At 41.3% G+C, this 26,256-nt stretch carries 24 protein-coding genes; 13 read left to right on the top strand and 11 right to left on the bottom strand.

What is annotated here, in order from left to right; genetic code table 11:
• Genes IL356_RS14045 through IL356_RS14030 form a run of 4 tightly spaced genes read left to right on the top strand, consistent with a single transcriptional unit; the run spans position 1 to position 2,951 of the window.
• Complete coding sequence (locus IL356_RS14045; protein ID WP_121848199.1) at positions 1 to 555, top strand: RNA polymerase sigma factor; 555 nt, start codon at positions 1 to 3, stop codon at positions 553 to 555.
• A gap of 1 nt (position 556) precedes the next feature.
• Positions 557 to 1,114 carry a hypothetical protein gene (locus tag IL356_RS14040; protein WP_121848198.1) on the top strand — a complete coding sequence of 186 codons (558 nt, stop codon included), beginning with the start codon at positions 557 to 559 and terminating at the stop codon, positions 1,112 to 1,114.
• The gene (locus IL356_RS14035; RefSeq protein ID WP_121848197.1) at positions 1,092 to 2,186 is read left to right on the top strand and encodes a hypothetical protein; all 1,095 of its coding nucleotides are present in this window, start codon (positions 1,092 to 1,094) and stop codon (positions 2,184 to 2,186) included. Before IL356_RS14040 ends, IL356_RS14035 begins: the two co-directional genes overlap by 23 nt.
• 39 nt (positions 2,187 to 2,225) lie before the next feature.
• Entirely contained in the window at positions 2,226 to 2,951 is a 726-nt protein-coding gene (locus IL356_RS14030) for a head GIN domain-containing protein (protein ID WP_121848196.1), read from the top strand.
• A gap of 80 nt (positions 2,952 to 3,031) precedes the next feature.
• On the opposite strand, the gene IL356_RS14025 is transcribed toward IL356_RS14030, so the two are convergent.
• The 5 genes from IL356_RS14025 to glgB form a co-directional block, all read right to left on the bottom strand.
• Positions 3,032 to 7,720 (bottom strand): Ig-like domain-containing protein, encoded by a 4,689-nt coding sequence (locus IL356_RS14025; RefSeq protein WP_192466558.1) that lies wholly within the window; start codon positions 7,718 to 7,720, stop codon positions 3,032 to 3,034.
• Positions 7,721 to 7,975: 255 nt separating this feature from the next.
• Positions 7,976 to 9,307, bottom strand: a complete 1,332-nt coding sequence (locus tag IL356_RS14020) for an MFS transporter (RefSeq protein ID WP_121848194.1) — start codon at positions 9,305 to 9,307, stop codon at positions 7,976 to 7,978.
• Positions 9,308 to 9,368: 61 nt separating this feature from the next.
• A complete protein-coding gene (locus tag IL356_RS14015) occupies positions 9,369 to 10,178 on the bottom strand; it encodes a M48 family metallopeptidase (protein WP_121848193.1) in 810 nt (269 codons plus the stop codon).
• Positions 10,179 to 10,214: 36 nt separating this feature from the next.
• On the bottom strand, positions 10,215 to 12,614 hold the full coding sequence (locus IL356_RS14010) for a glycoside hydrolase family 31 protein (RefSeq protein ID WP_121848192.1): 2,400 nt from the start codon (positions 12,612 to 12,614) through the stop codon (positions 10,215 to 10,217).
• Positions 12,615 to 12,712: 98 nt separating this feature from the next.
• Positions 12,713 to 14,611 (bottom strand): 1,4-alpha-glucan branching protein GlgB, encoded by a 1,899-nt coding sequence (gene glgB, locus IL356_RS14005; RefSeq protein ID WP_121848191.1) that lies wholly within the window; start codon positions 14,609 to 14,611, stop codon positions 12,713 to 12,715.
• Positions 14,612 to 14,904: 293 nt separating this feature from the next.
• Here glgB and IL356_RS14000 point away from each other — a divergent pair, with 293 nt between their 5' ends.
• The 5 genes from IL356_RS14000 (at position 14,905) to IL356_RS13980 (ending at position 18,541) form a co-directional block, all read left to right on the top strand.
• Positions 14,905 to 15,441: a collagen-like protein gene (locus IL356_RS14000; RefSeq protein WP_121848190.1), complete on the top strand. Its 537-nt coding sequence runs from the start codon at positions 14,905 to 14,907 to the stop codon at positions 15,439 to 15,441.
• A gap of 147 nt (positions 15,442 to 15,588) precedes the next feature.
• On the top strand, positions 15,589 to 16,083 hold the full coding sequence (gene msrB / locus IL356_RS13995) for a peptide-methionine (R)-S-oxide reductase MsrB (RefSeq protein WP_121848189.1): 495 nt from the start codon (positions 15,589 to 15,591) through the stop codon (positions 16,081 to 16,083).
• A gap of 9 nt (positions 16,084 to 16,092) precedes the next feature.
• Positions 16,093 to 16,620, top strand: a complete 528-nt coding sequence (locus tag IL356_RS13990; RefSeq protein ID WP_121848188.1) for a DUF1572 family protein — start codon at positions 16,093 to 16,095, stop codon at positions 16,618 to 16,620.
• 192 nt (positions 16,621 to 16,812) lie between these two features.
• Positions 16,813 to 18,204: a dihydrolipoyl dehydrogenase gene (lpdA, locus tag IL356_RS13985; RefSeq protein ID WP_121848187.1), complete on the top strand. Its 1,392-nt coding sequence runs from the start codon at positions 16,813 to 16,815 to the stop codon at positions 18,202 to 18,204.
• A gap of 52 nt (positions 18,205 to 18,256) precedes the next feature.
• A complete protein-coding gene (locus IL356_RS13980) occupies positions 18,257 to 18,541 on the top strand; it encodes a DUF3817 domain-containing protein (protein ID WP_121848186.1) in 285 nt (94 codons plus the stop codon).
• Here the strand turns inward: IL356_RS13980 and IL356_RS13975 are convergent, their stop codons facing one another.
• Together IL356_RS13975 and aroQ are read right to left on the bottom strand one after the other, a co-directional pair.
• Positions 18,542 to 19,060 (bottom strand): porin family protein, encoded by a 519-nt coding sequence (locus IL356_RS13975; protein WP_225621503.1) that lies wholly within the window; start codon positions 19,058 to 19,060, stop codon positions 18,542 to 18,544.
• Positions 19,061 to 19,219: 159 nt separating this feature from the next.
• A complete protein-coding gene (gene aroQ, locus IL356_RS13970) occupies positions 19,220 to 19,633 on the bottom strand; it encodes a type II 3-dehydroquinate dehydratase (protein WP_121848185.1) in 414 nt (137 codons plus the stop codon).
• 274 nt (positions 19,634 to 19,907) lie between these two features.
• Here aroQ and xerD point away from each other — a divergent pair, with 274 nt between their 5' ends.
• Positions 19,908 to 20,804, top strand: coding sequence for a site-specific tyrosine recombinase XerD (xerD, locus tag IL356_RS13965; RefSeq protein ID WP_121848184.1), 897 nt, complete (start codon positions 19,908 to 19,910; stop codon positions 20,802 to 20,804).
• A 3-nt stretch (positions 20,805 to 20,807) separates the two neighbouring features.
• Here the strand turns inward: xerD and IL356_RS13960 are convergent, their stop codons facing one another.
• Together IL356_RS13960 and IL356_RS13955 are read right to left on the bottom strand one after the other, a co-directional pair.
• A complete protein-coding gene (locus IL356_RS13960; RefSeq protein ID WP_162987826.1) occupies positions 20,808 to 21,338 on the bottom strand; it encodes a hypothetical protein in 531 nt (176 codons plus the stop codon).
• 98 nt (positions 21,339 to 21,436) lie between these two features.
• A complete protein-coding gene (locus IL356_RS13955) occupies positions 21,437 to 22,741 on the bottom strand; it encodes an NAD(P)/FAD-dependent oxidoreductase (protein ID WP_121850644.1) in 1,305 nt (434 codons plus the stop codon).
• A 182-nt stretch (positions 22,742 to 22,923) separates the two neighbouring features.
• On the opposite strand from IL356_RS13955, the gene IL356_RS13950 reads away from it, so the two are divergent.
• Both IL356_RS13950 and IL356_RS13945 read left to right on the top strand, forming a co-directional pair.
• Positions 22,924 to 23,418, top strand: coding sequence for an RNA polymerase sigma factor (locus IL356_RS13950; RefSeq protein WP_121848182.1), 495 nt, complete (start codon positions 22,924 to 22,926; stop codon positions 23,416 to 23,418).
• A 7-nt stretch (positions 23,419 to 23,425) separates the two neighbouring features.
• Complete coding sequence (locus tag IL356_RS13945) at positions 23,426 to 24,067, top strand: hypothetical protein (RefSeq protein ID WP_121848181.1); 642 nt, start codon at positions 23,426 to 23,428, stop codon at positions 24,065 to 24,067.
• On the opposite strand, the gene IL356_RS13940 is transcribed toward IL356_RS13945, so the two are convergent.
• Positions 24,064 to 24,879, bottom strand: coding sequence for a lysophospholipid acyltransferase family protein (locus IL356_RS13940; protein WP_121848180.1), 816 nt, complete (start codon positions 24,877 to 24,879; stop codon positions 24,064 to 24,066). The genes IL356_RS13945 and IL356_RS13940 overlap by 4 nt on opposite strands.
• A gap of 26 nt (positions 24,880 to 24,905) precedes the next feature.
• Complete coding sequence (locus IL356_RS13935) at positions 24,906 to 25,550, bottom strand: NUDIX hydrolase (RefSeq protein WP_121848179.1); 645 nt, start codon at positions 25,548 to 25,550, stop codon at positions 24,906 to 24,908.
• Here IL356_RS13935 and IL356_RS13930 point away from each other — a divergent pair.
• A complete protein-coding gene (locus IL356_RS13930; protein ID WP_121848178.1) occupies positions 25,549 to 26,256 on the top strand; it encodes a peptidylprolyl isomerase in 708 nt (235 codons plus the stop codon). The genes IL356_RS13935 and IL356_RS13930 overlap by 2 nt on opposite strands.

The following is a 26,256-nucleotide window of genomic DNA, read 5'->3' as shown; positions in this document are numbered from 1 at the left end:
TTGAGCCACAAAAGGGAACATATTGATGTTTTATTAAAATGGTGCCTGCAAGGCAAACAAAGCGCCCAAATAGAGGTCTACAACCGCTATTATAAAGCTATGTACAATACATCGCTAAGAATAGTCAAGAAGACCGATGAAGCTGAAGACATTATGCAAGAATCGTTTTTAAACGCGTTTACGAAGCTGCATACTTTCAAAGGTGAAGTCGCATTCGGCGCTTGGTTAAAGCGAATTGTAATCAACAACAGTATCTACCACTACAAAAAGCAATTAAAAAAGAACGAAGTTGCAATTGAAGATGTGATGTACAGGGTCGAAGATAATGATGAAGTTAATTTCGATTCACATGGCGTAACTGAACTTAAGGCTCAAAAAGTGATGGAGACCATGAACAAATTGAAAGACAATTACAGAATTTCTTTGACCTTACATCTTATCGAAGGTTATGATTATGAAGAAATAAGTAAGATTATGAACATTAGCTATGCTAATTGCCGCACTACTATTTCTAGGGCCAAAGAAAGCTTAAGAAACAAACTGATTTGTGCTTGATATGAAAAAAGATGAAATAGACGAACTTTTCGCTCGGTTAGAAGGTCAATTTGATGATCAAGAGCCTTTTGGTGAACATCAAAGTCGATTTATCGAAAAACTGAATTCAAGAGCAGGTACGGTACCATTCGATCGACCAAAAAATAATTGGTGGAAACCCATTGGTATAGCAGCCTCTTTGTTATTGGTCGGTACCTTATCGGTTCTATTTTTCAGTACCGACCCGAGCGTAGAAGAGAAAGTGGCCGAAATTTCACCTGAAGTCTCTCAAACGGAATTTTACTTTGCCAATCTAATTGAGCAGCAGACCAACGAGCTTAAAGACTTGAGTTCGCCCGAGACCAAAAAACTAGTAGATGATGCGCTCTCCCAATTGACAAAGCTCGAAAGAGACCATAAGAAGCTTACACAAGACCTTATAAATGGGGGTGATAGCAAACTAATTCTTAGTGCCATGATCACTAATTTTCAAACCAGAATAGATTTATTGCAAGATGTTCTCGATAAAATTGAAAACATTAAAAATTCAAAAGATTATGAAAAGAATACTACCATATAAGTTTTTGACATTGCTCCTACTCTTGGCTCCTGTCCTCATTTCTGCCAATAATGGAGATTTTAGGGGAAAACATACCAAAGAAAAAACCATTAAAAAGGAATTCGACGTCAATTCTGATGTGTTGTTACGTGTAAATAACAGCTATGGAAACCTAAACCTTACCTCTTGGAATGAAAACAAGATTATCATTGAGGTACATATCAAGACCAACGGAAATAATGAAGAAAGGGTCATTCAAAAGCTCAATGAAATCGATGTGAATTTTGAGGCCAGCCGTAACGAGGTATCGGCGAAGACGAACTTCAACAATGATAATAGTAGTTGGGGATGGAACTGGGGAAAAAAGAACAATGTTAATATGCAAGTCGATTACACCATTAAATTACCCATCAAAAGCAATATTAACTTAGATAACGACTACGGAAGTATCATACTTGATAGGGTCGATGGACATGCCAAAATCAATTGTGATTACGGTAGGTTAGATATTGGGGAACTAAGAGGTAGACAAAATCAATTGAATTTTGATTACACCTCAAACTCAAGTTTTGGCTATGTCAATAGTGCTAAAATTTCAGCGGATTATTCCGGGTTTAAAATCGAAAAAGCGGGTGATTTGGTCATTAATGCCGATTATACCAATTCAGAAATAGAAAGCATGCAAAACCTTGAATACTCCAGTGATTACGGAAAAATTCAAGTAGGCGAGGCCAATAATATTTACGGCCGCGGAGATTACATCAATGTTCAGATCGGTACCGTACACGGCAATCTAGATATTACTGCAGATTATGGTTCTTTAAAAATTGACCAAATGGCAGAAGACGCCGGCAACCTATTAATAAAAACAGATTATACGGGGGTCAAGATTGGGTATCATCCACAATACGCATTCAATTTCGAAATACGAACTTCATATGCAGGAGTTAGTGGCAAAGATGATTTTGACATTCAAATTAGCGAAGAAAAGAACAACAGCAAATATTACAAAGGTCATTATGGATCAGTATCTAACGGTAAAAATGTTTCCGTTACCAGTGATTACGGTGGCATTACATTCTTTAAAAACTAATTATCAACCTCTGTCTTAGACAGAAAAACATCAATCATCATGAAAAAAGCAACATTATTAATTTTATTAGTATCAGTAACCATTTCTTGTTCGGCGCAATGGGGCCGTGTAGTTAAAGGAGATGGAAATGTGACCACCGAAAACAGAAACCTACAAGACTATGATGCCCTATCGGTATCGGGCTGGTTCGATATCGACCTTGTCAATGGCAAAGAAGGCGAACTCACAATTAAAGGCGATCAAAACTTATTGAAACACATCATTACAGAGGTAAACAATGGTAAATTGGCGATTCGTGCTGAAAAAGGAATGAATTTAAAACCTTCTAAAAACAGCAATGGAATAAGAATAACCGTTCCGGTAGAAAGTATAGACGCTGTAAGTCTCTCGGGATCGGGCGATATCGTAGGTAAAAAGACAATCAAGACCAACAACTTTAAAACGGCTATGTCAGGATCGGGCGATATCACTTTAGATCTAGAGGCTAACTCGATAACCGCTGCCATGTCAGGGTCAGGTGACATCACTCTTAGCGGCTCGACAAGCAGCTTTGAGGCAACTATTTCCGGGTCTGGTGACATTAAAGCCTATGATTTGGAAGCTGAACACGTAGAAGCGACCATTTCGGGCTCTGCCGATATCAAGATTACCGCCAAAGAATCATTAAAAGCTAGAGTTTCAGGTTCAGGAGATATCAGCTACAGAGGTAACCCTAAAAAAGTTGATACAAAGACTTCTGGCTCGGGTGATATTTCTCGAGGATAATTTATAACATCAAAAAGCGAAAATCAGTCAACTAAGAAAGCCTCCTTAAACGGAGGCTTTTTTAATAGATAAGATTTTAACTATTCTTTTAAAAATTTTCCATATAAAGTATTGTTTTCTAAATCCGATAACACTATTATATAGACACCTTTACTCAGGCCACTGACATCTATCTTAAATTCATTATTAGATCCTATTTGTCGTATTACCAATCTATTGCTTTCATCGTAAATTCCTAACACACATTCTTTAGTATTTTCTGGAATAACGATAGTGATAAAATCTGATGCAGGATTCGGAAATATCTTAAATTCATCGTTTACAGGGTTTAAGATATTGGTATCTTTCTTCTTAGAAGTAGAAATACTCTTATTAGTATTAGTCGTTACAACCTCATAAACTGAAATTAGAGAACTATATGTATATCCTCCGTCATCACTTGTACCAGTTATATTTACATTTCCTGGAGAATGTGCCGTAACCAAACCCAAGGTGTCTACACTGGCCACTAAAGAATCTCTGCTAGACCAGTGGACCTTATCGTTTGTAGCATTATTTGGCGCTATGGTTGCTAATACTTGAAGTGTATTTCCCACTATAAGTTCAGCAGTATCGGGATTTAAATAAATGCCTGAGACAGGTATAATACTGTCAGCTACAATTATTTCGGAGGAAGAAGTGTATCCACCATCGTCCGTAGTCGCAGTGACTACCGCTTGTCCCGGCAAAAGAGCAGTAGCCATACCAAGGCTATCTACGTTAACTACCAAAGAATCACTACTTGACCAAATCACTTTGTCATTTGTAGGATTAGTAGGGGTTAGTGTGGTTATCATTTGTAGGCTTTCTCCCTCAACTAATTCATACCTATCTGGACTAATAAGAATGCCTGAAACCCGTATTTGAGAGTCCTCCACCGTAACCTCGGCGCTGGCCGTGTGCCCGCCGTCCGAGGTGGTCGCCGTAACGGTCGCAACGCCCACCGAGACACCGGTGACCAGACCGTCGGGGCCGACAGTGGCGACGCCCTCGTCGGAACTCGACCAGGACACCCCGGGGTCCGTGGCATCCGAAGGGGCGACGGAAGCCGAAAGCGACAGCGCCGAGCCGACGGTCAGGTTCGCCAAGGAAGGGGACACCGAAACACCGGTCACGGCCACCGACGGAAGCTCGGCGAAATACGCGCAGTGAAGGACCTCCGAGGGACCCTCCCCATCGCCGTCGCTAGGACGACGCCAGCCGACCGTCAGATGGTCCCCGCCGTTCCCCTCGTTCATCAGCGCCTCCATATAGTACAGGCCGCCGGCCTCCAGTTCGACCGGCAAAGACCGCTGGGTCGCGTAGCGGCCCCACTCGCGGTAACGGGACCAGTCGTCGTGGTACGCGATGCGCTCCGCCCCCGAGGCGTCAGGGCCGGTGCCAAGGATAAGCTCAACGCCGTTGTCCCCCGAGACCCAGAAACGGTAGGTGCCCGTCTCGGGCGCACGCAGAAGACCCCGCACCCGCACTCCGTAGTCGTCCCCGGAATCCACCGGGATGTCGAACTCGTCCAGGTCCGCCGAAAAGGAGGGGGAGCCGGGAAAGGAAGGGTGCGAGCGAAGGCCGGAAACCGACCAGCCGGAAACCCCTTCGTACCTCTCCATCACTATGCGCCCGACACAGTCATCGACCGTCACCTCGGCGCTGGCCGTGTGCCCGCCGTCCGAGGTGGTCGCCGTAACGGTCGCAACGCCCACCGAGACACCGGTGACCAGACCGTCGGGGCCGACAGTGGCGACGCCCTCGTCGGAACTCGACCAGGAAACCCCGGGGTCCGTGGCATCCGAAGGGGCGACGGAAGCCGAAAGCGACAGCGCCGAGCCGACGGTCAGGTTCGCCAAGGAAGGGGACACCGAAACACCGGTCACGGCCACCGACGGAAGCTCGGCGAAATACGCGCAGTGAAGGACCTCCGAGGGACCCTCCCCATCGCCGTCGCTAGGACGACGCCAGCCGACCGTCAGATGGTCCCCGCCGTTCCCCTCGTTCATCAACGCCTCCATATAGTACAGGCCGCCGGCCTCCAGTTCGACCGGTAACGACCGCTGGGTCGCGTAGCGGCCCCACTCGCGGTAACGGGACCAGTCGTCGTGGTACGCGATGCGCTCCGCCCCCGAGGCGTCAGGGCCGGTGCCAAGGATAAGCTCAACGCCGTTGTCCCCCGAGACCCAGAAACGGTACGTGCCCGTCTCGGGCGCCCGCAGAAGACCACGCACCCGCACTCCGTAGTCGTCCCCGGAATCCACCGGGATGTCGAACTCGTAAAGACTCAAAGTATCACTGGGAATGTCAGGAAAACCAGGGTGATTTTTCAAATCTGCAATTGAAGTTCCTTCTACATTGTCATATCTCTCCATTACAATACTTTTGGGACAAGGATCTTGCAATTTTTGAATCCAAGTCTCCAAAAGCCTAACAGCCTCTTCATCAATCTTGTTTTTACCAATAGGAGGCATCTGAAGAGACTTGTTCGTAGTTTGCACACGGTGATATAAAATCGAGGAACCAGAATTACCAGGTTCTAAAATTTTTTCATCTGGAAGCCCAAGACTTTCTACAGGTGCGGCATTCAAAATACCAGTTTGTATAAGATTATTAGTTAATCTTAAATCGAATTCACCCCTATTACCAGTACCTGGTCTATGACAATAAGCACAATTCAAATCCAGATAAGACCTTGCCTTTTCTTCAATTGTTGCGGTTGAATCTTTGATGGATTTTGAAGTCAATAAAGTTGGAACATCTATGTCTTCTATGTTTTGATCTATAATCCCCAAATGACTAAACGTAACCAACTGGTTCGCTGTCCTACCCGTTTTATCATACGTATAATCCTTATTTAGAAACCTAGTTCTTGGGCCTAAGGTTCCATCAGATACTGTGTTATGACAACTTATACAATCACCAATATCAGGATAGCTCCAAATCTGAAAGTCACTACTTCCATCAGACTTTTGAACAAGAATACTTTCTTCTAATCCCTCAGTTAAAAGTACCGCATCGGTCTGTGATTCATTCCATTTATATGTTAGAAAATAAAACTGATTATCTTCTCCTTTTACGGAAAATCGAGTTTCTAATCTTTTTCTCTTAGTAGGGTCATTATGATCAATTGGTAATTCGAAATGCTTTATTAAAACTGAACCAACTGGAAACTTCCAAAGGTCATTTTCAGAATAGACAATTTTCTCATTTACACTGTTATAGTCCCCATCGTTGGGAACTGCCATCCATCTCTTCTTAATTGCCCCATCAGACCAAAATGATTCTACCAAATCATAAGGTATTAAACCTTCGGTTGGTTCAAGTGTTTCCAAATCTTTAAATGCCCCTGTTTTGGAAAGAGAATCTGGAATCGTATTGTAGGGGTTATTTACCGAAGTTATCTTGTAAAGATTAGATATACCCTGTTTTAACAAATAAATTTCTCCCTCTGAATCTTCTCCAAAAGATATGATATCTGTTGATGCAAAATTTCCTAATTGAGTAAAGTTTCCATTCTCTATGTTAACTGACCATATCTCTTCTCCAATACCGTAATCTGCGCAAATATACTTACCATATAAATCTGGTATTTGATTACCTCGGTATACGAAGCCACCAATAACAGAATTCGCTTCAGATCTTGGAAAGGTCGTTAAAGGTCTTGTATGCGGCATCGAATCAAGAAGCTGAGGCACGCAAGAAGTATTTTTTACAAGGCCTTCATAAACAGGCCATCCGTAATTTTTACCTTTTTCGATTACATTAATTTCCTCATGCAGAGCACCCCCAATTTCCCCTACATATAGAACACCAGTTTCTCTGTCCATCGTCATCCGATGGGGATTACGATGCCCTAAACTATAATATTCTTCAAAATTCTTGCCGTCTGGACTTAAGAATGGATTGTCATTAGGTATCCAATAATCATTACCGCTAATTTCATCCTGAAAACCGGCATGGGAAGGCATTTTCCTAATAGCTGGATGACTTCTTAAAGTATCTTTATCGACATCTATTCTCAAAACACCTCCATCGACATTATTGCTAATATCTTGTGCTTTTACCCATGCTGATTGATCACCGGTAGAGAGATACAAAAAGCCATCAGCACCGAATAACAGTCCACCGCCTCGATGCGTGGTTCCATACATTCTTCTTTTTAATAGAACCTGTTCTGATGATTTGTCAACCTCAAAAGTTTCGGGGTTTAAATCATATCTTGAAAGAATTAGGTAATTACCCCAATACTGATCATTTGTACACCACTGACCAGAATGATAATCTGGGTAATCCTCTCCATTTGCATCCTCGGTCGTGTAATAAACGTAAAAATAATTCTTCCCCTGAGATCCAAACTCTGGGTGTAAGGCAAGACCTAAAAATCCTCCATCCCAAACTACACCAACCTCATCAGATAAATCAAGAAGAGTATTTTTTTGAATAACTGACTCCTCTTTATCAAACCAAAAAATTTTACCGTCTCTCTGCCCTACAATTATCCGATTGGACGCGGCATCTTCATTAAAAGTAAGGGGAGAATCAAAAGTTAAATTGGAAAATACTGGCTCATAACTCAAATCATATCTTACCCGTGACGGAAAATTATGATTGAGATACAAATCAATAGCCTCTGCCTCGTCTAAGCCTGATCCAGAATAATAATAGGGAATGGCACTTATAAACAATAATCCAAAAAGTAAGCAATAAACCTTCTTCGTCTTTTTAAAGAAATCACAATACCCCATCCCCCCTTTTTCAAATGAATTACAAATGAAAAGTAATCACTCTAATGACAGGGGGATTATCGATAAACGACCATCTAATCGGTCCAACTACCAACTTATATAAACAAATGTTAAATCGCTAAAATACAGAGCGATAATTAAGAATCTGTCGAATGTATACATCTTATATTGCCAGTAAATAATTGAAAAGAATTAATACGATTAAATAACACTATTTAACCTACAAGAAAGTTCAAAATTACTTATCGTTTTAGACTAAGAGTTGACAGGTCTATTTTTAACCCTGGTCAAAAGCAACAAACCGACCAAAAAGAAAATACCGAAAAAAATAATGGACCCACGGATGCTACCAGTTACTTGGGCAACGTAGCCGTAGCAGACCATACCCAGCACTATCCCTATTTTCTCCGAGACATCGTAAAAGCTAAAATAAGAGGTTGTATCGACCGCATCATCGGGCAATAGCTTAGAATAAGTCGAGCGAGAAAGTGCCTGAATACCGCCCATAACCAAGCCAACAAAGGCAGCGGTTATATAGAATTCATTAGGTGTGGTTATAAAATAAGCGAATACACAAATGATGATCCAGATAAGGTTGAGCACCATCAAAACGCTAATATTCCCAAACCTTTCTGAACTTTTTGAGGTCAAATACGCCCCAAAAATGGCAACTATCTGTATTAATAAAATACTCACAATAAGCCCTGTGGTAGAGTCGGTTTTTCCCCAATCAAGCTCTTCAATACCAAAGTAAGTGGCCACCAACATAATGGTCTGAACGGCCATACTATAAACAAAGAAAGCACCCAAATATCGCTTCAGAGGCACATTGATCTTGATTTTTTTCCAAATCGATTTCAGCTCTTTGAATCCGTTGAAGAGTAAATCTTTGGTAAACGATTCCTTTTTATTTCCTTTTGGCAGGTGAAAGTAGGTGTACTGGCTAAAACCTATCCACCAAATTCCCGTAAGAACAAATGAAAGTCTGGTAGGCAAACCCTCATCTTGAAATCCAAAGGCTTCGTACTTTAATATCATCATCAGGCAGATAATCAATAGAATTACGCTCCCTATATATCCTAAAGCGTAGCCCTTCGCACTTACCGCATCTTGCTGATCGTTAAAAGCGATATCAGGTAGGTACGAGTTGTAAAAAACAATACTTCCCCAAAAACCTATCAAAGCTAAGAAGTAACACAATAGACCGAACCAAAGAAAATCCATATTAAACCAAATAAGGCCAATGCAGGACAAGGAGCCCAAGTAACAGAAAAATTTCATGAAAATTTTCTTGTTGCCCACGTAGTCGGCGATACCGCTTAATAAGGGGCTCAAAAAAGAAACCGCCAAAAAAGCGGCAGCGGTAACATAGCTAATCAAAGTATCATTATTGAACTCAATACCTAAAAAGGAAACTTGGTCGCTAATGACGTTGTCATTTTCATCTTTCACCAAGGTAAGCGCTCCGTAAAAAATTGGAAAAATGGCCGATGATACCACCAAATTGTAAACGGAATTGGCCCAATCATAGAATGCCCAAGCATTCAAAAGTTTTTTGCTTCCTTTCGGAGCTATTGTTTTACCCATAATTGCATAAAAAAACCGTTCCTTTTGAGAACGGTCTTAAATATACATGTTTTGAGCAGAATCATTCAAACGAAGTAACACCAAATTTCTTGGCCTCGGCCCTTGCCATTGGTGCCCACTCTGTTAAATTGTTGATTCTTGTATCGTTAGATGGATGCGTACTTAAAAATTCTGGTGGGGCCTGACCGCCGCTGTTCGCTTTCATGCGTTTCCAAAGCTCTGCTGCCTCTGCGGGATCGTAACCGGCAATTGCCATAATCTGAAGACCTATTCTATCGGCTTCGGTCTCATGGCCCCTACTAAAGGGAAGCATGACACCCACTTGAGAACCAACACCATACGCTTGGTTGAAGATGTTACGTTTTTGTGGGTCTTGAATTGCCACATTACCGGCGACTGCACCGATTTGCTGCAAAGTTCCAGCACTCATTCTTTGCGCACCATGATCGGCCAAAGCATGCGCTACCTCATGACCCATCACCACGGCCACGCCCGTTTCTGACTCCGCAATCGGTAGAATTCCTGTATAAAAGACAATTTTACCACCTGGCATACACCATGCGTTCACCGTTTCATCTTTTACCAAGTTATATTCCCATTTATAGTCTTTAAGGTAACCAGAATACCCGTTAGCGGTCAACCAACGTTCAGCGGCCGAAGAAATTCGCTGCCCTACCTTGGTAATCATACGGGCTTCAGAAGTATTCTTTACTACATTATTCTCCGTCAGAAACTGGTCATATTGGGCAAAAGCCATGGGGAAAATCTGACTGTTAGGATAAAAATTAAGTACTTTTTTTCCTGTAAAAGGGTTCGTCTTACATGCTGCAACCCCTAAAAAGACAGCCAGAACCAATAGTATCTTTTTCATATCAGTAATGTTTATTTTCGCAATGGTACAAAAAAATCATTTTGACGTTATGCGCAGTTGTGTAAATTCTTTGCTCAGTTGCATGGTTCGATTGTTCTTCAACTTTACTTCGCTTACACCCACCTTTTCATTATCAATCTCAATTTTTCCTATTTCAAAAGGAAGCCCATGAAAGTTAATTACAAATGAACTATAACTGGTTTCAAAACCTCCGTCTTTGAACTGGTGAATAATCAATTCATCATCTTTACCGAGCAACTTAAAGTTTCTTAAACTGAACTTTCCATTTTCATAATCATAGCCGTCTGCGGCATCTTCGTAAACCGTTGAGCTTTCATCACCGATCTTAAAATACACCTCCAAGACTAGTTGCTCAATCTCTTTTTCGCCGACATATTGGTGAATGGGGTATTTTGGGATTATCGCCCCTTCCTTCACGAATAGCGGCATGGTATCCAATTCTGCGGCCACCCATTTCTCTTTACCTCCTTCAATAACCTCATCATCCCAATAACTATACCAATTTCCTCTAGGTATGTACATGCGCCTACCTTGGGCATTGGGTTCTTGCACCGGGCAAACGAGAATTTGCTCCCCAAAAATGAACTCATCGGTTCTAAAATGCGTCTGCATATCTTCTTGGTCAAAACAGACTATAGGTTGTATCATGGGTTTACCTTCCCTAACATATCTCCAGAACATGGTATATAAGTAAGGAAGTAGCTGATAACGAAGTTCAATAAATTTCTTCACGATTTGAGTAATCTCGGCCCCAAAAGACCAAGGTTCTTGATCACCATGGTCACCGCTCGAATGTACCCTACAAAAGGGATGGAATACCCCTAATTGAATCCATCTAGCAAAAAGCTCACCACTGGGCTGCTCGGCGAAACCTCCAATATCGGAGCCTACAAAAGAATAACCGCTCATACACATACGCTGTACCTGTACATTGGCAATCCATAGGTGCTCCCAGGTGGCGACATTATCGCCCGTCCAAGTCGAGGAGAATCTTTGAGTACCCGCGTATGCGGCCCTAGTGATCACCATTGGCCTTTTCGGGTATACATACTTTTTGACACCATCATAGGTAGCACGAACCATTTGCATGCCGTAAACGTTGTGCGCTTTTCGATGACTACAAGGGTAGCCGTCATAGTCATGTCGCGTATCAAGAGGTGCCGTCTTGGTCGGTACTTCCATGACCGCCGGCTCGTTCATATCGTTCCAAACGGCATGCACACCAATATCGGCCATAAATTCTTTGTAGAGCTCGGCCCACCATTCCCTCACTTCAGGATTGGTAAAGTCAGGAAAATGGCATTCGCCCGGCCAAACCTTGCCCTTCATATAGGGGCCATCGGCGCGCTTACAGAAATAGTCATTTTCCATCGCTTCTTGATAGACCCAATAATCTTTATCTATTTTGATGCCCGGGTCAATCATGGCAACGGTCTTAAAGCCGTCCTCGCTCAATTCTTTTATCATGCGCTTAGGCTCAGGAAAGCGCTCTTTATCCCAAGTGAAACAGCGAAAACCATCCATGTAATCAATATCCAAATAAATGGCATCGCAGGGTATTTGTAAATCCCTGAACTGTTTCGCAATATCTTTTACGTTGCTCTCTGGGAAATAGCTCCATTTCGATTGATGGTAACCTAAAGCCCAAAGAGGTGGTAATTCGGGCACACCTGTTAAGTTCGAATAAGCCCTCACCACTTTGTACATCTCAGGACCGTAGAAGAAATAATAGTTCATTTCTCCCCCATCGGCCCAAAAGCTCGTTGTTGTTCTACGCTCATGCGCAAAATCAAACTGGGTACGAAAGCTGTTATCGAAAAAAATACCGTAGGCCTGACCGCTGTGAAGACCTATATAAAAGGGTATGGCTTTATATAAAGGGTCTTGATCCTTACCAAACGCGTATTGATCCATTACCCAATTGTTCAACCTCTTACCTTTAAGGTTGCTATGGCTTGCCTTATCGCCCATACCATAAAAACTCTCCGTTGGCTGGGTGATTTTGCTCATTTTGACGGTGTTACCACCGTAATCGTAGTTTTCTTCCCAATGAAAACCCAGTTCATCTTCGTTGATAATATTTCCGTTAAGATCGGAAATCTGATTTCGCAAGGTATTCTTATCGACCAAAATCTGAAGTTTGGCCGTTTCTATGATATATTCGGTATTGGTCTCCAAGATTTCAAGATGGTTATACCCTCTCTTGGCATCTGGATCAACGGCGTATGAAAAATCAGGTTGAAAATTATTCTCGGTGGCATATCTGAACCTTACGGTTCGGTCTTGAATAACCGTTATCTCAAGAATAACCCCATTTTCGGAAGTGAAATAAAATTTATCCTTATCCCTAACATAATCTACTACTCGATTCGGATAAAGGTTACCCTTGTACTCTAATTCTGTGTTGGTTATCATCCGGCAAGTTTTAAAACCCTACAAAAAAAAGACTTTAGGGCCTAATTACGAAATCATTCATGTGCAATCGGTTGTTAAAACGGTAAATCGGCCGTTTTTCACTGAAATACCACTATACTGAGTGGCGGAATAGTAAGTTCTACCGATTGCTCGCGCCCGTGCCAAGGCTTTTTCTTAATGGTAGAAATCTTGCTTTTCATACCGGAACCGGAATATTTGCTATCATCGCTATTCAGAAGAACCTTGAACTTACCCGATGGTTTTTCAACACCGATGCAGTACTTTTCACGGGGCACAGGAGTGAAATTACAAGCCACGTAAATATCGTTCTCAGATTCGTGCCCCTTTCTTATATAGGCCAACACCGAATTTTGGTGGTCGCCATAATCTATCCACCTAAAACCATCAGGACTGAACTGTTTCTCAAAAAGGGCTGGACTCGATTTGTAGAGGGTGTTCAGGTCTTTGATAAACTGTTGAACCCCTGAGTGTACATCATATTGGGTCAAGTGCCAATCTAAACTCTGTTGAAAATTCCATTCATTGGTCTGACCAAATTCCCCTCCCATAAAAATCAGATTGGTACCCGGGTGGGTAAACATATAACCGAACATCAAGCGTAAATTGGCAAAACGCTGCCATTCATCGCCGGGCATGCGATATACCAAAGAATTCTTACCATAAACCACCTCATCATGAGATAACGGAAGCATAAAGTTTTCACTAAAAGCATAGGTCATGCTAAAGGTCAAATCGTTTTGATGATGCTTGCGATAAACAGGTTCTTTCTTAAAGTATTCCAAGGTATCGTGCATCCACCCCATCATCCATTTCATACCAAAACCAAGACCGCCGTACATCACCGGTTTTGAGACCCCGGTAAAAGCTGTCGATTCTTCAGCTATGGTCTGTACATCAGGAAAAGTGCCATAAACGGTCTCATTAAATTCCCTTATAAAAGAGAGAGCCTCTAAGTTCTCGTTATTACCATACATGTTGGGCTCCCATTCGCCATCTTCACGAGAATAATCGAGGTAAAGCATTGAAGCCACGGCATCGACCCGCAAGCCATCAACATGAAACTGATCCAACCAAAAAATGGCGTTACTGATCAAGAAGGCACGTACCTCACTTCTACCATAATTGAATATTAAACTCTTCCAATCTGGGTGGTAACCACGTCTTCTATCAGGATGTTCATATAGATGAGACCCATCGAAAAACCCTAGGCCATGGGCGTCTTCAGGAAAATGCGATGGCACCCAATCTAAAATGACACCTATACCGGCCTTATGCATTTTATCTACCAAAAGTTTGAACCCTTCAGGTTCACCAAAACGGGAAGTTGGTGCGAAATATCCGGTCAATTGATACCCCCATGATGGGTCATACGGGTATTCCATTATCGGCATAAACTCAATGTGGGTAAAACCCATTTCTTTGACGTAAGCGACCAAATCATCCGATAATTCTTCGTAGGTCAAGAATTTACCTTCTTTATTTCGCTTCCAAGAGCCTAAATGAACTTCGTAAACCGAAAAAGGTGTGTCCAACGAATTTTTAGACTTTCTCGTTTCCATCCATTCGTTATCGCCCCAATCGTAATTCTTTTTCCAAATAATGGATGCTGTGCGAGGCGGTTGTTCACAATACCGCGCAAAAGGATCGGCCTTCTCGGTCACGGCACCATGGTTGTTTGAGTATATTTTGTACTTGTAGATTTCACCTTCACCCACTCCAGGAATAAAACCTTCCCAAATACCGCTTGAATCCCATCTTACATTTAATTGGTGCATATGGCCATCCCATCCATTAAAGTTGCCCACAACGGAAACCGACCGCGCCGAAGGAGCCCAAACAGCGAAATATGTTCCTTTAACACCATTAAGTTCCATCGGGTGAGAACCCAATTTTTCATAAAGGCGGAAATGCTTACCAGACTTAAAAAGATCAATATCAAAATCGGAGAACAGACTGAAGACAGTTACATGTGGCATAATCAAATGGAGGTTTTCTAATAATATTAGTAAATCTAACAACTTTATTAAAAAGTATGTCGAACTTTAAACCGAAGTTCACCTATTTACAACAAGTGCACACTTAGTTTTCGCCAAGATAACTTTTTTGTTTCTTTTTCATCACTATCATTCTGTTTCGAAATCCTTTTTTGAGAAAGTTTTTGGAACAAGGGTTCAAAAAGGACAAGAAAGTGTTTTTGTAAGCACGATGAAATTTTGGAACACTTTTTGAAACTAAATTCGCAATTGAATAATTCGCTAAAATTTAAAAAATGAAAAAAGCTACAATCATACTCGGGTCTTTACTATCACTTTTTATTGTTTCTTGTGAAGGACCTGAAGGACCTCCGGGCCGCGATGGTCTTGACGGGCTCGACGGAGCCGCATTTGAAGCGGCAGCCTTTGAAATAGATGTCGACCTCAGTTTTAACTCGGGTGCCAATAGATATGAATTCTTCACCGAATACCCTTCTGACATACAGTTAATTCAAGATGATGTTATCTTGGTCTATCGTCTAGAAGAGGTTACTGACGGACTTGATGTTTGGCGTCAATTGCCGCAACCTTTTTTCAGTGATGAAGGTTTGCTCTATTATAATTTCGATTTTACGGTTGGTGATTATACCATTCTTTTAGAACCAGAATTTGATGCTAATCTTGTTCCTGCGGATTTGACGAACAATCAAATTTTTAGAATTGTAGTGGTTCCAGGAGATTTGGGAACAGCGGTTAATTTAGATGAAGCCAATCTCAATTCGGTAATGAGTGCTTTAGGTGTTGAAGAAACAGATGTGAAAAAAATTCACTAAATACTTTCAACGAAAAATATGCAGAACCCCACCTGAAAAGTGGGGTTCTTTTTTATGAACCATCAACGATTCATTTCGTACATTAACATAGAAACACTGAAAGGATGTTTTTACTTGAACGTCCAATTAACTAAAAAAAAATAAGCGATGATATATAAACACCTAATTTTAGGAGCTTGTCTAGTCTTCATTAGTTGTCAAGGTGTCTCTCAACAACAAAAGGATAGCGAGGTTAAAGAAGAGAAAAAGTTTGCCGTCAACAAAAGTGAAGAAGAGTGGAAGAAAGAACTGACGGAAGCCGAATTTTATGTTTTGAGAAAGGCTGCTACCGAAAACCCTTTTACAAGCGAACTATTGGAGAACAAAGAAAAGGGCACCTATGTCTGCGCCGGCTGTGGCACGCCCCTCTTTAAAAGTGAGACTAAATTCAGGTCAGGTACCGGTTGGCCCAGTTTCTATAAAGAAATTGAGGGAAATGTAGCATATGATGTCGATTATGATATCGGCTATAAACGAACAGAAGAACATTGTGCCAATTGTGGCGGACATTTAGGTCACGTTTTTAATGATGGACCTAAACCTACCGGCCTAAGACACTGTATTAATGGCGTAGCCTTAGATTTCGTGCCCGATTCAAAATAGATTCTCAGTTTGGATTTCAGCAATCATTTTCTGGAAAGTGTAAAGTTTGAGTTTAACCGATACAAGGTACTCGGTGATGCCTGTTTGAAGCAGTTAAGCTATCATGAAATGAATTGGAAGGCCAGCGAATCGGATAACAGCGTGGCCACCATTGTAAAACACATGAATGGCAATATGCTAAGCCGTTGGACCAATTTCTTAACTGAAGATGGTGAAAAAAGCTGGAGGCAAAGAGAACAGGAATTTGAAAATTCGTATCAAAGTAAAGGTGAGATAATAACCGCTTGGGAAGAAGGTTGGGATTGTCTTTTTGATGCTCTTGCTACAATCGATTCAAACAATTTCGGCAGCCAAGTGAAGATCAGAAACGAAAACCATTCGATTACAGAAGCGGTTCATAGGCAGTTAGCGCATTATGCTTCCCATGTAGGTCAAATAGTACTTTTAGCTAAAATGATCAAAGGTCCACAATGGAAGTCCTTGTCTATTCCCAAAGGCAAATCGGAAGCGTTCAATAGAAAAATGTTCGGTTCTTAAAAGAATCCTATCCAGCAAAAAAATCCTTAAGTGCACTAACTTAGTGCGCCGCAGAACTTCTATTTAAAAACTATATGTTTAATTATTGTTATAGCTGATACCCGACAGCAAAGAAATTAATGATAATTACTTACTTTTGCACCTCTTTAATGTGCTATCAAATTCAAATCTAGAATAGAAAAAATTAAGAATATGAGCAATTTCGATGTAATAGTTTTAGGCAGTGGACCTGGAGGATACGTAACCGCTATCAGAGCTTCTCAATTAGGTTTAAAGACCGCGATTATCGAGAAAGAAAGTTTAGGCGGGGTGTGTTTGAACTGGGGTTGTATACCCACGAAGGCACTATTGAAATCTGCTCAGGTTTTTCAATACTTGCAACATGCCGAAGACTACGGGCTAAAGGCCGAGGGTGTTGATAAAGATTTTGGCTCCGTTGTAAAACGTAGTAGAGGGGTCGCCGATGGCATGAGCAAAGGTGTTCAGTTCTTGATGAAGAAGAACAAAATTGAAGTCATTAATGGCTTCGGAACTTTAAAACCAAAGAAAAAGGTTTCGGTAAAAGATGAGAGCGGTAAAGAGACTGAATACAGCGCCGAGCATATTATCATTGCCACCGGTGCCAGAAGCCGTGAATTGCCCAGCTTACCACAAGACGGAAAAAAGATAATCGGATACCGCGAGGCCATGTCGCTTGAAAAGCAACCTAAAAGCATGATTGTAGTTGGTAGTGGTGCCATTGGTATCGAATTTGCCTATTTCTATAATTCAATGGGCACGGAAGTAACCGTGGTGGAGTACCTTCCGAACATTGTACCGGTTGAAGATGAAGAGGTTTCAAAGCAATTGGAAAGAAGCTTCAAAAAAGCTGGCGTAAAAATTAAGACCTCTGCCGAGGTAACCTCTGTTGACACTTCAGGAGAAGGAGTAAAAGCTACCGTAAAAACAGCTAAGGGAGAGGAAATTCTAGAGGCCGATGTTGTTTTATCGGCAGTAGGCATCAAATCGAACATTGAAAATATCGGATTGGAAGATGTCGGAATTTCTACCGACAGAGACAAAATACTTGTGAACGATTACTATCAGACCAACATTCCAGGTTATTACGCTATTGGCGATGTAACCCCTGGTCAGGCATTGGCCCACGTTGCTTCGGCTGAAGGCATACTTTGTGTCGAAAAAATAGCAGGTATGCATGTTGAACCATTAGATTACGGAAACATTCCTGGGTGTACCTATTGCATGCCCGAAGTTGCTTCTGTAGGGTTGACCGAAAAGCAAGCCAAAGAAAAAGGTCTTGATATCAAAGTTGGTAAATTTCCTTTTTCGGCTAGCGGTAAGGCCAAAGCTTCCGGTAATGCCGATGGTTTTGTAAAAGTCATCTTTGATGCGAAATATGGCGAATGGCTCGGTTGCCATATGATTGGTAACGGGGTTACCGACATGATTGCCGAGGCTGTTGTTGCTCGAAAATTAGAAACTACAGGTCATGAAATTTTAAAGGCTGTTCACCCTCACCCAACAATGAGTGAAGCCGTGATGGAAGCGGTAGCGGCGGCCTATGACGAAGTAATTCACTTATAAAATCAATTAAGGCCGGCTTCTAAAACGACACCGGTCTTTTTATTTTTCCACCATGTTTAAAGTATTTCGATTGACAGCCATACTTGAAGGTATTTCTTATCTGGCCCTTTTTGCGGTAACCATGCCCCTAAAATATATGGCAGACATTCCCCTGCCCAATAAATATGTAGGGTATGCGCATGGGATTCTATTTATAGCCTACGTGATTTTGGCTATTGTATTTTGGTTTGAAAGAAAATGGAGCATTAAAAAAGGGATAGTGCTTTTATTGGCCTCCCTGCTACCCTTTGCAACCTTTTATGTAGATCAAAAGTATTTACAACCGGCCGAAGCCTAATTATCTGAAGTGCCTTGCGGATAGAAATGTATATACGTAGGCCAAAGTAATGGTATTCCATTTTTCATCGTTCACATCGATTGAGGTATACGAGAAATTAACTTCAGATTGAGGTCCTACCTGAAAACCAACTTGAGGTCTCAAGTAAAATCCTCCATCATTACCTTTATTAAGGCCTAGTGCCTGACCAACATCGGCCCCGAAAGAGAAAGTTTTTCCAGGCCAAATTCTGACCGACCCGGCCAAGGGTAGAAATTGAAAACTAGGCAAGTCTTCAAGAATGGTGCCCTCGCGAAATTCTTCTGAGAAACCATGAATGAATCCTGCTTTTATTCCAAGGTCGAAGGTCTTGTTCGGGGCCCACATATAGCCTGTATCGGCACCGATGACCACCCCAATCCGTTCGTTAAAATCGCCCACGGGCAAACCTGCTTGAAGCCCTAGCTTAAAACCTTCTTGAGCTGATATTTTTGAAAAGGAAAGACAGATTAAAATCAAAAATACTATTCGTTTCATCATTCTAAATTTCTATTCTTATCGGAAATCAAAAACGAAAAAAAACTAAATGAAGTATGTTCAAAATTGAATTTTCGGCAAAATAAGATAGTTAGGGCTATTGAAAAATGCCGGAAAACCGATTTTATCCAATATTACCCTAATCCTAAAAAGCTGTAGGTACTAAAGAAAACTCTGAATTGCCAAATCATAGCTTTGCAGGCCAAAACCTAAAATCACACCTTTGGCCCCGGGAGATATATAGGAAACGTGTCGGTACTCTTCCCGCTTATGGGTATTTGAAATATGTACCTCTACCACCGGAGTCTCAATAGCCTTGACCGCGTCGCCAATACCGACTGAAGTATGGGTATAGGCAGCGGCATTTAGAATAATGCCATCATAAGAAAATCCTGTTTCTTGAATTTTACCAATAAGCTCGCCCTCGATGTTCGACTGAAAATATTCCAGTTGAACTTCTTTAAACCTAAATTGCAGGTCGGCAAAATAGTCTTCAAAAGTTTTGTCACCGTACACTTCGGGTTCACGCTTGCCCAACAGGTTTAGGTTGGGGCCATTGATAATGATTAATTTCATTGAAAACTTATTTCCTTTTTTCTGGGGTATCTATTCTAAGGGTATTGGGTTTACTCGTACAGCACAATCCATTTTAATAAAAACTGGACCGTCACCTGTTCGAATACTATTATTTCTGCCTAAAGATAGGGATTGTTACCGACTAGCGCAGATGAATAATAAGATAACCATATTTCACATGGGTTATCAATCTAAAACTTACCGGAGAAGCGTTACACAAGTACAAAACATAATACCCTAACGGCAGATGGCCATCATTGTTTACCTTTATCCCATGAAATGGATGCAAGCCCTCACCGACTATCAGCATTACCTAAAGATTGAAAGAGGCCTTTCGGAAAACTCCATTAAAAACTATGTTTTTGATGTCGAGAAACTGATTGCCTTTCTAGAGGTCAACAATATAACCGAAAGCCCGGTTCGCATTCAAAAAGAAACAATACAGCAATTTGTTTACGATGTTGCCAAAAACCTCAACCCACGCTCACAAGCGCGAATAATCTCCGGCCTAAAAAGCTTTTTCAATTATCTGGTTTTTGAAGATTACAGAGAAGATAATCCGTTAGATTTAATCGAATCTCCAAAAATTGGGAGAAAACTGCCTGATACACTTTCCGAAGATGAAATAGACCAAATTATTGCAGCTATAGATTTATCAAAACCCGAGGGAGAAAGAAACAGGGCCATGCTCGAAACACTTTATGGTTGCGGACTTCGAGTATCGGAATTGGTCGGCCTTAGCATTTCGGATCTATTTTTTGACGAGGGCTTCATCAAAGTTACCGGTAAGGGAGACAAACAGCGTTTTGTACCTATAAGCGACTATAATATAAAATACATCGATATCTACAGAAACGAAGTCAGGGTTCATCAAAACGCTCAAAAGGGCCACGAAGATATTCTTTTCTTAAACCGAAGGGGCAAACAATTGACCCGGGCCATGATATTTACCATTATAAAAAGATTGGCCGAAAAAAACGGTTTGAAAAAAAGTATTAGTCCGCATACTTTTAGACACTCCTTTGCCACACATTTATTGAAAAATGGAGCCGACCTGAGAGCCATTCAGCAAATGTTGGGCCATGAAAGTATCACCACTACAGAAGTTTATGTGCATGTTGACCGTTCTCATCTAACGGAAGTGGTCAATAAGTACCACCCAAGAAAATAACACTTAGAACTTATAACGACCTCCAATGGTCAGAAGGCTGTTCCTACCAGTGTTGGTTTTTTGTCCAAAGTAATGAAGCTTAGAATCGTTGATTTGTTGGTTCACCTTCACATCAAGCATAAAGTCTTTTTGAACATCGTAACCAACCCCACCGAGATAATCCAGTCGGGGTTTAATCTGAGGTTTCGTTATATTTTGTTGAATGGCATCCAAATTTTCCATACTGGTAAGCAAAAAATCATATTCTACCCCAGAAAATACATACCACTTGCTTCCGAAGTACTGTTTCACGGTCAAAGGCACCCTCAGTCTTTCCTCCATAACATATTTGTCGTAGAAAGCCTGTATCTCGACAGCAGTGCTTCCTGTGATACTATAACCTATCAGAAGCCAAGCATGTTTTTCACCGAACAAAAAATCTGGATATGAGTGCCCATCGGCATACAAACGATTGGCCAAAAGAGGTTCATTGGTTTGTGCTCCCAATGACCATAGACATAAGAGCGCAAAAATGCTTAGAGCCACTATCTTCATAAAAGAAAATTCTTACTCTCTAAAGATAAAAAGTATTGCAGCTGTAAGATGTTCTAAAAACCTTATTTAACTCTTAAATAACGTACATGGAAAATGGTCTAAGCCGTATCCGAATCCTTAAACTGAGAATAATCTCTTTGATAAGGCCTGATAATCAATCTAGCTTCCCTATCAAAGCGCACATAATTATAGACCCAGTTCACAAAGACTACGATTCTATTTCTAAAACCTATGAGAAAGAAAAGATGAACGAACATCCAGACAAACCAAGCGAACACCCCTTGAAACCTGTAGTTTTTTAAATCAACAACGGCCTTGTTACGACCAATGGTCGCCATACTGCCTTTATCTTTGTATTCAAAAGGTTTAAAAGGTTTCTTATCTAACGCCCGAACAATATTTTCGCCTAAATGCCTGCCTTGTTGAATGGCAGGTTGTGCCATCATCGGGTGACCCCTAGGGGTGTCATCGTTTTCCATACACGCTATATCACCAATGGCGTAAACATTGGTATAGCCCTCTACTTGGTTAAACTCATTGACCTTAAGCCTATTGCCCGGTCTAACAATATTTTCAAAATCAAGGCCTTTTACCGACACTCCCTTGACCCCAGCGGCCCAAATTAGGGTAGCTGCATCAAATTTTAAATCGGTTTTAGTGGTTACTTTTTTTCCATCGTAGCCAGTGACCCTGGTTTCTTTCCATATCTGAACGCCCAAACCTTCTAAAAAGTCCTCTGCTTTTTTAGAGGCCTTTTCACTCATTTCCTTTAAAATTCTATCTCCCGACTGAATCAAATTGATTTGAGCCCGCCGGGTATCAAGATCAGGATAATCTTTCGGCAGAATACCCTTCTTTATTTCAGCCAAGGCACCAGCGAGTTCTACTCCGGTAGGCCCTCCACCCACTATAACAAAATTCATTAAGGCATCTCTCTCATGCAAATCGTCGGTCAATAGAGCCTGTTCGAAATTCTCTAAAATCATACTCCGCAAGTTCAATGATTGCGGTATCGATTTCATGGCCATACCATTTTGCTCAATCTCATCATTACCAAAAAAATTGGTTTCGGATCCCACTGCAATGACCAAATGATCATAGGCCAACATGCCCAAATTGGTCACAAGTTCATTCGACTCTGTAAGCACCTGTTGCAGTTCGGCCATTCGGAAATAAAAGTTCGGATAATCTTGTAAAATCTTACGAATGGGGTATGCAATACTATCCGGTTCGAGACCGCCGGTAGAAACCTGATAAAGCAACGGCTGAAAGGTATGGTAGTTGTTTTTATCGATCAATACTACTTGAACCTCTTTACCACTTAACTCTTTCGCCATGGCCACACCGGCAAAGCCGCCACCGACAATAACCACTCTCGGAAAACTGCTTCGAGGTATATTCAGGGCATCTGAATCGATCATACACATATTTTAGTTCAACCAAAAATAAACATTCGACCCTTAGGAATCACCGCATTCGACCAATCTTTCGAAACCCGCTTTATATTAAATGTAATTTTCTTATGTTCGGGTGTAACAATCAAAAGTAATTTCATACTTATTGTTTAGCAACCCACCGACTACACGTGACCAAAGAACTGGAACATCAATTTGTGACGGAACTTGAGAACAATCAAAACATTGTTCATAAGGTTTGTACCCTTTATACGAATGACCGGGATTCGCATAATGATCTCTTTCAAGAGATCACCATTCAATTATGGAAAGCGTACCCGAAGTTCAGGGGCGAATCGAAATTTAGTACTTGGATGTACCGCGTGGCACTCAACACCGCCATTACGTTGTACAGAAAATCGAAAAGACGTGTAAAAACACAAGATTACGATTCGGTAATTTTTAAGATAAAAGCCGACGAATATGATCCTACCGAAGAAGAGCAGCTAAAGCTAATGTACCAGGCCGTAAAACAGCTGGGCGATATTGAGAAGGCATTGGTGTTTCTTTATTTGGAGGATAAGGATTATAGGGAAATCAGCGAAACACTGGGTATTACCGAGGTTAATGCGAGAGTGAAGATGAATAGAGTGAAGAAAAAATTAAGAACCATATTGAATCCATAAAGGGGTTATGATGGACGAACTGGAATTACTAAAAAAAGATTGGCAGAAGAAAGACGAGCATCTTCCCAAGTTGTCGTTTAACGAGATTCATAAAATGCTGTGGAAAAAATCATCATCCATCGTCAAGTGGATATTTACCATCAGTATTTTAGAGTTTACCGTGCCGCACTTGCTGTACCTACTACCGGGTATGCAAGATAGTATTGATATTTATGATAAATTGGGCATTAAAAACATCTCTACCTGTCTTTGGGTGGTGGGTTATGCAGTTACCTTTTATTTTATCTTTCTCTTCTATAAAAGGTATCGCGAAATTTCAACCTTGGACAATGCCAAGAACCTTATGGAAAAGATAATACGCACCCGAAAAACGGTGAAGTATTATATTATTTTCGGACTTACCTTTTTGTTTATTACCTGTGTGATGATCATTGTCGGTATTTACCTCAACGACCATATATTGGAAGTCTTTCCTACGGAAAACCCTGATGTTTCCGAAGAGAAATTCAAACAGATCATGCTTTGGGCCATTAGCATTTTTAGTGTGCTGTTTATCGCCTTTATGGGTGGTATCTACTTTTTACTGTACGGTATACTCTTGAGGAAGCTTAATAAGAACTATAAAGAACTGAAACAGCTTGAGGTTTAAAACTTATTACGATTTCTAAAACGGCGGAGTTCGTTTTCTTCTTCGTATGCCAACAGCTCATCTTTGGGTATCACCTTTAAAAAAGAAGGGTGCTGCTCAATGGCATATTCAAGCTTCTCAATTATCGATTCAAAAGTTTCGTTGTCATAATCGATATCCAAAGGCTCTTTGATCACCATCGACTGAAGAATGCCCTTTTTCTTGATGCGAAGTCCTTTTTTATCAAATGAACGCCTAAAACCATCGATGACAACGGGTACAACAATGGGTTTGTATTTCTTAATGATATGTGCAGTACCTTTTCGCAAGGGCTTCCAAGGGGTAGTGGTACCTTGGGGAAAGGTAATCACCCAACCATCGTCCAACGCTCGGCCAATATTGGTAATGTCGCTCATTTTCACTTGGCGATTCACATCTTGCCCCCCTGCCCGCCAAGTACGTTCTACACTTATAGAACCCGCATAGGCAAATATCTTGGTCAGCAAACTTTTTTTCATGGTTTCGGCCGCTGCCACGTAATACATGTTCAATTTGGGGTTCCAGATATAGGCAACGTTCTTGATGTTGTCGACCCTACCACTAAGGCTGGCATTGAACACATGAAACATGGCCACCACATCGGCAAAATAGGTCTGGTGATTACTGACGAACAAAACATTATTGTCAGGCAATTGCCTGATAATTTCCGAACCGTCAACCTCCAACTTGTTAAATTGTTTGTATCTGGAGTGGGTCATAACACCCAAAATGCGAATCAGCCACTTCTTAAAATAAAGAATATGGCCAAACGGATTTCTCTTAAATAAGCCCATAGAGGGCAAATTTACGAAATAACCCCCTATAAAACCTGATGCAGTAGTATCTTGATTTCACTGAGCATCATACTGGTAGCTCCCCAAACGGTATAACCATTTAATTTAAAGGCCGGTACGTTCACATTTTTAGCGTAGGAGGTGCTTAGTTTTTGCGTGAAAATCACGTCATCACTTAAAAACTGGCTTAACGGAACCTCTACCAAAGCAGCTACTTCGGTCACTTGTGGTATAAAAGAGGCTGGTTTCGCATAAAGTCCTAAAAATGGATAGACTTCAAAATTGCTTGGGGGTATGTAAATCTCACTTAAAGGTCTAACAATTTCGATTTCATTGGGGTCTACCCCTACCTCTTCTTGTGTTTCCCGAAGTGCGGTATGGGCCAAGTCGACATCATTTTTTTCCAATTTTCCACCAGGAAAACCAACTTGATTGGAGTGTACATCTTTGGGGTGGCTTTTTCGTAAAATCAATAAAAAGTGGGTCTCTTCATTGGCTCCGGGATAAAAGAGGGCCATAACACCTGCCTTCTTAGAGTTTTTTGCCTTTTGGCGGGCTTTTCGAAGCTCCTCTATACGGAATTGGGGTGCCATTTTTAAATGGGATGCCTCACCGGGTAACGGCAGATTTTTTATTTTTGGAATCCTTAAGGAAAACTCATCAAATTTCATGCAGTTAAAAAAATTCTATTCCCTAGCAATATTACTACTAATTTTAGTCTCTTCATGTGGAGAATCTCCTAAGAAAAACGAATCCAAAGAAACAGGACAAGAAGTTCAAAAGGACTCCATTGCAACAGATACAATCGAAAAAGAGAAGGAAAAATTTCTTCTCACCGAAGAAAATGCCATTGATTTTTTCTTTGACTACCAAAAAGGCCTGAAGGTCGATAAGGTGAAAATCACCACCGAATTTGGCAGTTTTACTGTGCAGTTATATGATGACGTGCCCTATCACAAGGCTAACTTTATATACCTGACCCGTAAAAAGTATTTCGATGGCACCCAATTTCATAGGGTTGTAAAAGACTTTATCATTCAGGGCGGTAGTTCCGATGATTCGAAAACGGCCGAAAAGAGAAATAATATCGGGCGCTATCTATTGCCACCTGATACACGTAAAGGTTACAATCATCACCGGGGCACCATTTCTATGCCAAGTAGTGAAATAGATAATCCTCACATGTTGGCTTCTCCTTTTGAGTTTTTTATCGTGGTTACAAAACCGGGCTCGTATCATTTAGATGGCGACTTCACCCCTTTCGGCCGTGTTATCGAGGGTATGGACGTTGTGGATAAAATCAATAATGTAGAAGTGGGCGATGGCGATTGGCCACACCAAAACGTATACATCGAAAAGGCCGAAATCGTAAAATAA

The organism is Euzebyella marina (assembly GCF_014855515.1).
Lineage (GTDB): Bacteria > Bacteroidota > Bacteroidia > Flavobacteriales > Flavobacteriaceae > Euzebyella > Euzebyella marina.
This window is presented reverse-complemented; position numbering and strand designations above follow the sequence as displayed.